Genomic DNA, 11,707 nt, shown 5'->3' on the forward strand with positions numbered 1-11,707 from the left:
TAAATCATAGTGAAGGGGAATATGTAAATAAAGAAGGAAATCACATAAATGGACTTGTCCAAAGGCTCCCCTCGGGCGTAGACCCAACGGCCGAGCCTGTGGATTTGATATTTTTGAAAATATGTTTTACAATATTTTTAGGTAAGTAAAAATAATTAAATTTAGTGGCTAAAATTAAAGATAATCCAAAAATAAGTACTTTTTGGTATTTTAATATATGTTAATTGTAGTTAAATAGAAAATATTAATTAAACAATTATTCGGGATAAAAAAATATGAGAAACACAATTTATTTAAATGATGGATGGAAATTATGTTGGAGGTCTTTTAGAGATGAAAAAGATATTGATAAACTTACAACGGGCTCTACTGATGATTGGATTTCTGCGACTGTTCCTGGGGATGTTCATATTGATTTATTAAAAAACGGTATTGGTCCTGATTTTTATTATGGATTAAATGCAGATTTATGGAGATGGGTTGAAGAAAAAGATTGGTGGTATAGAACTGAAATAAATACTCCAAATATTCAACATAATGAAGTTGTTCATATAATTTTTGAAGGAGTAGATACATTCTCAACAATTTTCATAAATGGTGAGAAAATAATTACAAATAAAAATATGTTCACACCAATAGAAATTGATATAACCCAATATTGTAAAAAATATCAAAATATAAAAATTGCAGTTAAAATATCTTCTCCTATTTTTTCAGTTGATGTAAATAAAGACCAAAAAATTGTTGATTCAAATTTACCAAGAATGTTTGCAAGAAAAGCACAATATAATTATGGATGGGATATTGCTCCAAGGTTAATTAGTATTGGAATATGGAGACCTGTCAGAATAGAAACATATAATTGTGGTCGAATAAAGGACTTCTGGATAACAATAAAAAAATTAGATAAAAAAAAATCTATTTTAGAATGTGAATGTGAAATAGAATATTTTAAGCAAATAGAAAATGGGGAAGTTAAAATAGAAATATTTGAAGGAGCAATTGATGGACAAGGAAATAAAATAATAGAAACTTCAAAAAAAATATCTTCTAAAAATTTTCCTTTAAAAATATCAATAAATCTAAAGAATCCCAAAATATGGTGGCCAAATGGTTTTGGAGAACAGAATCTTTATTCATATATTGTTAGTTTAAAAAAAGATGGAAAAATTATTGATGAAAAACGAGGAAATTTTGGGATTAAAAAAATTGAGTTAATACAGGAGAAGTTATCTAAAAGTGAGAGGTCTTTTTATTTTAAAATAAATAACAAAAAAATTTTTATAAAAGGGCTTAACTGGACACCATTAGATGCTTTACCTGGGAGTATAGAAAATGAAAAATATGAAAAAGTAATAAAACTTGTTAAAAATATAAATGCAAATATGTTAAGAGTTTGGGGTGGAGGAATATACGAACCAGATATCTTTTATGATTTATGTGATAAATATGGAATTATGATATGGCAGGACTTTATGTTTGCATGCGGTAGATATCCTGAAAACAAAGAATTTTTAAATGAAGTTAAAGATGAAGCAACTTATGTAATAAAAAGATTAAGAAAACATGTATGTATTTCTTTATGGTGTGGTGGAAATGAAAATGATACATTTAGATATTGGGAAGATGGACACAATTATATAAAACATAAATGTAGAAATGTGTTAAAAAAAGTATGGGAAAAACTAAATACTCAAACTCCTTTTATTCCTGATAGCCCATTTTCACCGTCAGAAAATGACCCCAATGATGATAAAGAAGGTGATGTTCATCTATGGGCTCATGGGAAAAGTTATAAAGATAATTTTTATATAAAGAAGAGACCAAAGTTTGTAAGTGAAATTGGACATATATCTGTTCCTGATAAAAAAACACTTTTATCCTTTATTCCTGATGAGAAATTATGGCCTGTTTTTAATGAATATTGGTATTATCATTCATCAGATACATTAAGAGTTGGATGGAAATATAGAATTAACTCTCTTTTCAATTCAATAAAAGCAAATAATTTACCACAACCTGAAAATATTGACCAATTAATAGAAATAACACAAAATCTCCAGGCAGAAGCATATAAATTCTGGGTTGAATTTTACTCATCAATACCTGATTGTGGTGGAATACTTTTATGGAATGTTTGTGATTGCTGGCCTCAAATATCAGATAGTATTATTACATATTCACTTACTCCCAAAAAAGCATATTATAAAGTAAAAGAAATTTTTAAAAAAGCTGAATATTAGTTTTTCCGACCAGATACTAATACCATATTTTAATGATAGAATAAAATTATTCTAAAAATAAGATATGAGGCGGCGGCACAGAAATGTTTTAATTCACTTTACCCCTTCAAAACAAGAAAACCATATAGGATAGGGGATTAAGCAATTTATTGTAGTATAGCAATCTTTCTTTTTATCTTTTATACATCAGTAAAATACTCTTCGTCTATCTCAAAAATTCCTAATATTCTTTTTGTCTCATCAGTTAATACATTCAGCATTTTTTTTTACTTTCTCTATTTCAAGTATACCTAATTCTACACCCTGTAAAATGTCTAAAAATGATGTAAAACTATTCTCTGGTTTCTCATCTAACCAACCACTTTCCTTTAATCTTTCTTTTATTTTATTCACAGACCAGCTGTGCCAGACCTGGTCTGGAGGAGGATTAACATATTTTTTCAGTAGATTTATTATGTCTCAATTTACTTTTTGGATAGTAAAAACATTAATTTTAATTTTTATTTAAAAAAATATTGTGTGAACTAACCTTTTTTAAAAAAGAAAGGTATTTTAAATAGGATGGTAGATACTCTTTTTGACATTCGGATATTCAAGTGGAGGAGGAAAGAAAATAAAAAATATAATAGATGAGAGGGTAGGGTAGTAAATTTTAAAATCTTTTTGTTCTTTCTTTAAAATTTTTAGCAAATAAGGGGGAATCATCTTCCATATTGCCTTGAGAGGAACAATAGTATACTGCTGGATAAATACCTTTTACCTTTTTTCTAATCATTTTATCAAAGGTTAAAATCAAAGCATTATACTCAATCCCTAAGGTAGCCAATATCAAATCATAGGTTTTAAGCTCTCTTATAGTAGAAGATATATAGAGAAGTAGCAGGTATATCCGTGATCATTATTTCTTTTCTATGTAATAATTTCCACAATTTTTTTTCCACTCTGGATTTTGAAATTCCTTTTTTCAATAATGTCTTTGTTGTTTCTAATAACATAACTGAAGGAATAATTATTTTGGTTTTATCCAAAAAGTGCGAGAGTAATTCAACTATTTTCCAAGCATCTTCAAAATATCTGTTCCATCTAAAACTGCAATTATGAAACTGGTATCTTCTATTATAAAGGTCATTTATACCTCATTTCATATAAAATTTCATTGGCAGGTTTAGAATTTTTAGGCTGCTCTTTCTTTGTTATTACTAATTCTTTTTTCATTTTTCTTATCATCTTTTCTATTTTTTTCCTCATCATTTTTCTTTTTTTTCATTTTTATACCTCCAAATAAACTTTACAATATTCTAATTTTAGTGTTAATTTAAAAAATTTTTGGTATCCAAATAGTATCCATATGATGTCCAAAATCATACAAATTCATACAAAATGGTATAAAAAAAATTCATATAAATCATTGATAATCAATGGAATTACAACAATATCAAGAATTTTCAGAAAGTGGTTAATTAGCATTACAAGTGCGCCGCTCTGCCGCTGAGCTAAGGTGGCATTATTTAAACTATTATATTAAATTATTTTTTTCTTTATGGCAATAAATATTTATAATAAAAAATGATAAAAATTAGAAGAAGAATTAAAATAAAAATAAGGACTTTTAATCTTTTTCTTGATTTTATTTTTGTAAAACCTGACAAAACATCTACTTTTAATTTTTCTGAATTTTCTGGGAAATTTGGAATATAAGTTAAAATTTTCCCTAATTTTGTTCCTAATCGCATTTTTACATTTAAGGCACATTCGCTTGCTTCAAATAATATGCTTAAATCTCTTCCTCTTAACCTAAAAATAGTTATTATAAAACTTGGAATAAAAATTAAAGCACATATAACAACAATTGCAAGAAGTATATGTGTAAATTTAATCTGTGAAAAAACCCTTGTAATATAAGCAAAACATGTGCCAAGTGCAGCAAAAGCAACTCCACCTCCAATCATTATGTCCCTTATTGAAGAAGATGCAGAAGGAGAAGTAAGTGTTTGTTCTACTTTTTTTTGTCTTGTTTCTGTAATTTTTTCAATCTGATTTTTTATATTTTCACCTATTTTTATAAAAGGTGCTTTTATTCCTTCAAGCAAGCCCACAGGATTTTTTATTATATCCACAATTTCTGCATCCCACTCATTCCCGCTTCTATCAGTAAAAATTCCTCTTTTACCAAGCCGAATTCTTCCCATATCTCCAGATGTTAATGGAGATGCAATTTGAAATTGAGATTGATTGTTTTCTTTCCCTGAGATGTTTAAATACATAATAAATGTATTACTCATTGAAGATACTTTTTTATGGGCATTTATATCTTTTACAAGAATGTTTAAATTTATTTTTCTTCCATCAATTACAAGTACTCCTGCTTCATACAAAGAAGTAATATCAGGATTATATACATTTGAAAAACTGACAAAATTATTTAAAAATTCAATTATATATTTTTTATAAAGAATTAACTTTTCAAGGTCTTTAATACTCTGGATAAAAGGTAAAACAGATAGGTCTTTCTCTATAAGTTTTTCTATTTCTTCTTTGTAATTTCCCTCAATATACTTTTTAATATTTTCTATTCCAATTTGTTCTACTTTTTCTCCTTTTTTGTTTTCAATCCAGTCCTTATAATTTGAAAACATCTTCTTTATTTTTTCATAATTCTCTAATGTTAATTTATTTGAGTTTGGGAAAATTTTATTTACTATATTTTCTTTGAAATTTTTTATTTTATCTTTATATAGGATATTTATTATTCCATCAAAATCCAGAATTAAATTTTTATTTGGTGGAGCAAGAGGTAATTTTTTTAATTTTTCAATCAGTATGTCTCTATTTTCAATATCAATGTTTTTAAAATCATCTTCTTTCAATTTTAAAAGTTCTTCTGTTTTTTCATCAAATTTTAAGAAATTAGAAAGTAGAAAATACTGCTCTATTTTTTCCTCTATCTGGGTAAATATATTATGAAGATAAGGGGTTTCTTTTCCAAATATCATTATGTCTGTTGTTTCTTTATCATCAGGGATTATTCCTTTTTCATACCAGTTTAGGTATTCACTACATTCTTTAAAAAACTCATCTACAATTTCTTTATCAATCCCTTTTTCTCCATTAACATCTATTTTCCAACCTATTTTTTCTATTATAATTTTTATAAGAGATGAAATCTCTTCTTTTTCAGATGAGTCCGGGGTAATAATTCCATCACCATTTAAAATACTTTTTGCCATAATTTCCTGCGAGTTTCTTACCTGACTTAAATTTATTTTTTCTTTTTCTTCAATTCCTGAATTTGTAAGTATTATTTCTGCTGTTTTTATTAATAATTTTCCTGTTTCTGTCTGGTCATTTATATCTGAAAGAAGTAGAGTATCATTTCCATCAACAATAGAAGGGTTTTTTATGAGAGAAAGTATATAAGATATGGCATTTCTTACTTCATCTGTTCTTATTCTTTTGTTATTATCTATATCAAGATATTCAAGAAATTTTTTATCACAATTTAGTATCTCAATTGGAACACTTGTTGCTGCCCAAAGACCTTCATCTAATTTCAGAACATTTAATAAGTCCTCTCCTTTTTCAATTACTATTTGATAACTGCCACCATAGTTCTTAAAAAGAATTTTATCCATAATTATCCTCTAATTTCAATATGCTTTTTCTATCCATACAACCATTTTTGATTTTCCTCTATTTGCCCAGAGAAAATAAGGAATTGCTTTAAATCTTTCTTTTTTATAAATAAGTTCTGGATAGAACTTTTCATTTTCATAAATTGGCAATTTGGTGGTTTCTAAATTCATTATTTCTCCATAAATTATTGGTACCCAATCAAAAAATCCTTTTTCAAATTTTTCATTTAATTTTTGTTTTTTTATTTTAGAAGAAAAAAGAGATATTTTAGGATTATCAATACTTTCTAAACAATAAACAATAGGACCTTTTTTAATAGCAATACAATTTTTTGTGCTTTCTATTTCAGGATGAGAAATATAAAAAGAAGGAGAAATATCAAAATTTATAATAATTTTATTTTCTCCTTTCCATATTTTTTTTATTTCATAATATCCTGGATTAGGAGAAAATTCATCTTTACCATCTTTTATTTTTGTCTTTTTACTCCACGATGGGATTCTTAGGAAAATTGAAAATTGTTTTTCTTTATCTAATGCAATATCTATTTCAACTTTTCCCTCAAAAGGATATTTTGTTTTCTGAATTATCTTTACTTTTTCACCTGAAAAAAGAGAAATTTCACTTATTCCTTCTCCATAAAGATTTATATATATTCCTTTTTCATTTATAGAATAGAAATATCCAGGTAGAGAAGCAATCATCCTTTGAATATTTGGTGGACAACAAGTAGTACCATACCATTGTTTTCTCTCGTAATTTCCCCTTGAAGCAAGTGGATTTACATAAAAATATTTTTCTCCATCAAATGAAATACCTGAAAGAAAACCGTTATAAAGTGTTGTTTCAAAAATATCAAAATATTTGCTTTCAGGAAATAAAAGGAACATCCTGTATTGCCACATCATTGAAGCAATAGAAGCACAACTTTCGCAATAACTTCTTAAATTTGGTAGTTCATAAGGATACCCAAAGGTTTCTCCATCATATCTTGAACCAACTCCACCTGTTATATAAATTTTTCTTTCAGATAAGTCATTCCATAATTTTAAAAGTGTTTCTTTGTATTTTTTATCTCCTGTTTCAGAATAATAATCAGTTGCTCCACAAGATAAATAAAGCATTCTTACTGCATGACCTTCAAGTTCTTTAAATTTTATAAAAGGTATATTTGGTAATCCCCAATATTCTGGATTTTCTACTTCAAGAAAAAATTTCGCCATTTCTAAGTACTTTTTTTCTTTTGTAGTTCTATAAAGTTCAACAAATGCCATTTCAACTTCAGGATGTCCATCTGTTTTTTCTAATTTCCCTTTTCCAAATTCTTTACAAATATAGTCAGCCCATTTTATAGCAATATTTAAGAAGTTATCTTTCCCTGAACTTCTAAAATGGGCAATTGCTGATTGTATTAAATGCCCGCCACAATACAATTCATGAGAAAATTTTAAATTATCAAATTTTTTTGTTGTTAAATACGCATTTGTGTTCAAGTATCCTGATTTTTCCTGGGATTTTCCAATAATTTTTATTAAATATTCTAATAATTTTTCATTTTCCTTGTTATAAGTATTTTGTAAATCAAAAGAAACACCTTCAATCCATTTATAAAGGTCTGAATCAGTTGCAAGTCGTTTTGTTATTTCACCACTTTTTTCACCAGAAACAATTCGGAAATTATTTACTGTACCGTATTTTTCAAAATTTTTGTATAAAGAAGGAATACTTACTTTTCTGTTAATCTCCATTCTTTTTCCAAGGAAACCAGATAATTTTACATTTTTAATTGCAACAGGAAAAACATTACATTTTGAATTTTCTGTTGGTTCAATAATTTTTTCTTTCATTTCACCACCTATTAAGCAGTAATATCAAGTTTTTCATAAATTATTTCATTTTCAAGTTTTTCTCCTCTTATAAATCTTACAACTTCCTCAACAGAAAATTTTCCAAGTTCTTTTAACCCATTTTTTACCAGACCGGCAATATGAGGAGAGATAACAACATTTTTTAATTTTCTTAAAGGACTGGTTTTATCAAGAGGTTCATTGCATGTTACATCAAGGCAGGCAAAAATTCGCTCTTTTTTAAGTTCTTCAATAAGGGCATTTTCATCAATTATTGCTCCTCTTGCTGTATTTATAAAAACACTTCCATCTTTCATTTTTTGAAAAAAGTCCTTTCCTATCATACCCTTTGTTTCCTCAGTTAATGGGGCACAAAGAGCAATTATTTCACACTTTTCTGCTATTTCCAGTAAAGTATTAACTTTTTTCCCTCCTAAATTTTTAATTCTCTCTTCTGACCAATACGGGTCATAAACATAAATTTGTTCGCCAAATATCCTTAAAAATCGTAATAAGTTTTTCCCAACATTTGATAAACTTATAATTCCTATATCAGGACCAACAATTTCATCTGTGTATTCCATCAATTTCTCATTTTCTCTCCACTTTCCTGTATTTTTTATAAAATCGTTCCACCAGAAAATTTTTTTTACAGAAGTAAGAATATATCCAAGTGCTGTAATTGCAACAAATTTTCCTAAAACATTTGAACAACTGCTAACTCTTACTCCTTTTTCCATAACTTCTCTTTCAACAATTGATTTAATTGAACCTGCTGAATGCATAATAAATTTAATGTCAGGAGCAAAACTGAAAATTGAAGAAGTTATTTCAGGAGAATCCCAACTTGTTATAATTATTGTTGCTCCTTTTAAAAATTCCTTAAAATTTTCATTACCATTCCATACTTTTACTTCTCCATAATTTTTTAGTTTTTCAATTTCTTCTTTTCCAAAATTCTTTTCAAGTTGTTCAGGAACAACTAAAATTGCAATTTTTTCCATTTTTCTCTTATGTTATTTTGTTTTTTCCCATCTTAAAAGTTCTGCCACACTACTTAAAGTAGAACCATCTTTAATTTCTTTTCTTATCCTATTTTCTCTTTCAAAAACATCCATAGCCCTATTTGTTATTTCTACAACCTTTTCTTCTGGTATTACAACAACCCCATCTATATCTCCAACAATCCAATCACCTGGTTTAACAACCTGCCCTCCTATCTTTATTGGAACATTTATTTCTCCAAACCCTTTTGGTTCTCCTGCCTGTGGAGTAATACCAACAGCAAATGAAGGAAAATTCATTTCTATTATTTCTTCTACATCTCTTATATATCCATAAATAACAACTCCTGAAACGCCCTTTACTTTTGCACTACTTGTTGCTAATTCTCCCCACACAGCAGGACTAACTCCACCTGCATCAATAACAATAACATCCCCTTTTTCAGAAATATCTATTGCCTCAACTGGTTTTGCCCAATCACCTGGAAATGTTCTTACTGTTATTGCTTTTCCTGCCATTTTAAATTGCCTACCAAGAACAGGACTGATATCTTTTAACCAGCCACCTCTATGTAAAGCATCTGAAATATTATCAGTTGAAACTTTAAGTAGAACTTCTCTTATATTTCCTTTTTTTACTCTTTTATAATATAAAGATGGGATTTTTTTTAATTTTTTCACTGCTTCTTTCAATTTTTTTACTTCATTTTCTACATTTTCTGACTTAGTTATCGCTCCTCCAACTATAAGGATAGATGCTCCACTTTTTATTGCATCTGATATATTTTCAGAATTTAGTCCACCTGCAACAGCAACAGGGATTTTTATATTTTTTGCAATATCTTTAACAATATCAAAAGAGATATTCCCTGTCATTTGTTCATCAATTGGCGTGTGAACTGATATATAATCAACTCCTAATTTTTCAACTTCTTTTGCTCTTTTTAAATTTGCTGATTCTTCCATTAAATCAACCATTACTTTTCCCCCATAATTTTCACCTGCACTTACACACTCCTTTATTGTCTGGTCAGAGGCATTCCCAAGAACTACAACAATATCTGCACCTGATTTAAATGCAATTTCACTTTCAAGTCGTCCAGCATCCATTATTTTCATATCTGCAATTATTTTTTTATTGGGAAATTCCTTTTTTATTTGTCTTATTGCTTCTACTCCTGTTGATTTAATTAAGGGAGTACCAACTTCTATCCAATCAATGCCTCCTTTAACAACTTCTTGTGCAACTTTTATTGCTCTTTTCAGTTCAGTAAAATCAAGTGCAACCTGAATTACTGGAAATTTATCCATTTTTTATCTCCTGTGTTCCTACTATTTTTTCCTTATTTTTTTTGTAATTAATATACAATTGAAATTATTTTCTCTTTCATATTTTGCTTCATCTACCATTGTTTCAATAATCTGGGGACCAAGGCCATAAATAGCATCTTCTTCGTCAAAATTTTTAAGTGGGTTAAATGGAGAACCATTTTCTTCAATTTTAACATGAACTTTATTTTCACTTGATACCCATATTACTCTTATGAACTGACCATCATTATATGAGCAGGTTATTAAAGTAGAGCATATTTCATCAATAGATAACATTAATTCCCATGTTTTTTTAAACCCGATTTTTTCCTGTGAACACATTCTCTGAACAAAATCAGAAATTGCTTCAAGTCCAGCAAATTCTTTTTCTACAATTAAAACAGCAACTCTTTCTTTATTTCCCATTTTTATAATTTAAATAAATTTTTTCTATTTCGTCAACCATTTTATCAACTGAAAACATGCTCAAAATTTTTTCTCTCCCAACTTTTCCCATTTTTTCTGCTATTTCAGGGTTTTCTAAAAGAATTTTTATTTTCTCAGCCAGTTTATTTATATCTTTACTTTTTACTAAAAAGCCAGTCTGTCCATCTATTACAATTTCTTTTGCTCCATCCACATTAAAAGATACAACTGGTTTTCCACCTGCAAGGGCCTGTGCTACTGCTTTTGGGAGTCCCTCTCTTAAACTTGTATGTACAACAATATCTATTACTGAAACATATTCTGGAATTTTTTCAGGTGGGACAAGACCTGTAAATATTACTTTTTTTTCAATCCCTTTTTCTTTTGCAATGTTTTTTAATTTTTCTTTCAAGATGCCATCTCCAACAAAAATAAGTTTTATATTTGAGAAATTGTTAACGAGCATAGAAAAAGCAGAAAGTAAATATTCCTGTCCTTTTAATGGGAATAATCTTCCTATCATTCCAATAACTTTTTCATCTTTATCAATTCTCAATTTTTTTCTTAAATATTCTCTTTTGTTTTGAACTTCAATATATGGTGTAATAGGAAAACCACTGTAAATGACAGAATATTGATTTTCTTTTCCTATGCCATTTTTAAGATACCTTTCTTTCATAATTTCTCCAACACATATAAAATGGTCAGTAAATTTTCCTGCTATTTTTTCAGTTATTTTGTAAAAAAGATAAGCAAATTTTTTTTGGTTTGGATAAAAAGAGGGCCCATGAATTGTATGAATAACAGTTGTTTTTCTATTTGATAATTTTCCTGCCATTCTTCCAAGAACTCCTGCTTTTCCACTATGGGTATGAATTATATCATATTTATTTTTTTTAAGGACTTTAAAAATTTTAATGAAAGCAATTATATCATAAAATGGGTTTAAGTTTCTTATAAGTTGAGGAATTATTATTAAATTTATATTTTTATTTCTGACTTCATTTTCTAAGGAACCTTCTGGTCCCTTAGTTTTTCCACTTACAAGGTCAACATTATATCCTTTTTTTTTAAGCCCTTCTACTGTAAAAATTGTATTTTCCTGCGCTCCGCCAATAACCAATCTTGTAATAATATGACATATTTTCATATCAGTGCAGTAATTCTCATTAATATTTAGTTAGCAGGTATATTAAGGAGTTTTATAGCATTTTCTCTTGCAACTTTATTGAAAACAATTTCT

General features: G+C 27.9%; 8 protein-coding genes. 1 reads left to right on the forward strand and 7 read right to left on the reverse strand.

Annotated features, from left to right (window positions below; translation table 11 throughout):
- Positions 1-275 precede the first annotated feature (275 nt).
- Positions 276-2,243 (forward strand): glycoside hydrolase family 2 TIM barrel-domain containing protein, encoded by a 1,968-nt coding sequence (locus PLW95_06660; GenBank protein ID HOV22340.1) that lies wholly within the window; start codon positions 276-278, stop codon positions 2,241-2,243.
- A 240-nt stretch (positions 2,244-2,483) separates the two neighbouring features.
- Here PLW95_06660 and PLW95_06665 read toward each other — a convergent pair whose 3' ends face one another.
- The 7 genes from PLW95_06665 to PLW95_06695 all read right to left on the reverse strand — a co-directional run bounded on the left by PLW95_06665 (position 2,484) and on the right by PLW95_06695 (position 11,614).
- Positions 2,484-2,636 carry a hypothetical protein gene (locus tag PLW95_06665; GenBank protein ID HOV22341.1) on the reverse strand — a complete coding sequence of 51 codons (153 nt, stop codon included), beginning with the start codon at positions 2,634-2,636 and terminating at the stop codon, positions 2,484-2,486.
- A 1,145-nt stretch (positions 2,637-3,781) separates the two neighbouring features.
- Positions 3,782-5,875: a hypothetical protein gene (locus tag PLW95_06670; GenBank protein HOV22342.1), complete on the reverse strand. Its 2,094-nt coding sequence runs from the start codon at positions 5,873-5,875 to the stop codon at positions 3,782-3,784.
- A gap of 15 nt (positions 5,876-5,890) precedes the next feature.
- Positions 5,891-7,723 (reverse strand): glycoside hydrolase family 127 protein, encoded by a 1,833-nt coding sequence (locus tag PLW95_06675; GenBank protein ID HOV22343.1) that lies wholly within the window; start codon positions 7,721-7,723, stop codon positions 5,891-5,893.
- An 11-nt stretch (positions 7,724-7,734) separates the two neighbouring features.
- Positions 7,735-8,727: a hydroxyacid dehydrogenase gene (locus PLW95_06680; GenBank protein ID HOV22344.1), complete on the reverse strand. Its 993-nt coding sequence runs from the start codon at positions 8,725-8,727 to the stop codon at positions 7,735-7,737.
- Between the two features lie 12 nt (positions 8,728-8,739).
- Entirely contained in the window at positions 8,740-10,038 is a 1,299-nt protein-coding gene (locus PLW95_06685) for a DUF561 domain-containing protein (GenBank protein HOV22345.1), read from the reverse strand.
- 21 nt (positions 10,039-10,059) lie between these two features.
- Positions 10,060-10,464: an ATP-binding protein gene (locus PLW95_06690; GenBank protein HOV22346.1), complete on the reverse strand. Its 405-nt coding sequence runs from the start codon at positions 10,462-10,464 to the stop codon at positions 10,060-10,062.
- Positions 10,454-11,614 (reverse strand): glycosyltransferase family 4 protein, encoded by a 1,161-nt coding sequence (locus PLW95_06695; GenBank protein ID HOV22347.1) that lies wholly within the window; start codon positions 11,612-11,614, stop codon positions 10,454-10,456. Before PLW95_06695 ends, PLW95_06690 begins: the two co-directional genes overlap by 11 nt.
- Between the last annotated feature and the right edge of the window lie 93 nt (positions 11,615-11,707).

The organism is bacterium, from assembly GCA_035370465.1.
Classification (GTDB): domain Bacteria; phylum Ratteibacteria; class UBA8468; order B48-G9; family JAFGKM01; genus JAGGVW01.

What these genes read in the sequence shown, in the direction of transcription:
- PLW95_06660 (HOV22340.1), top strand. Translation starts at nt 276, where the DNA reads ATGAGAAACACAATTTATTTAAATGATGGATGGAAATTATGTTGGAGG.
- PLW95_06670 (HOV22342.1), bottom strand. Translation starts at nt 5,875, where the DNA reads ATGGATAAAATTCTTTTTAAGAACTATGGTGGCAGTTATCAAATAGTA.
- PLW95_06675 (HOV22343.1), bottom strand. Translation starts at nt 7,723, where the DNA reads ATGAAAGAAAAAATTATTGAACCAACAGAAAATTCAAAATGTAATGTT.
- PLW95_06680 (HOV22344.1), bottom strand. Translation starts at nt 8,727, where the DNA reads ATGGAAAAAATTGCAATTTTAGTTGTTCCTGAACAACTTGAAAAGAAT.
- PLW95_06685 (HOV22345.1), bottom strand. Translation starts at nt 10,038, where the DNA reads ATGGATAAATTTCCAGTAATTCAGGTTGCACTTGATTTTACTGAACTG.
- PLW95_06690 (HOV22346.1), bottom strand. Translation starts at nt 10,464, where the DNA reads ATGGGAAATAAAGAAAGAGTTGCTGTTTTAATTGTAGAAAAAGAATTT.
- PLW95_06695 (HOV22347.1), bottom strand. Translation starts at nt 11,614, where the DNA reads ATGAAAATATGTCATATTATTACAAGATTGGTTATTGGCGGAGCGCAG.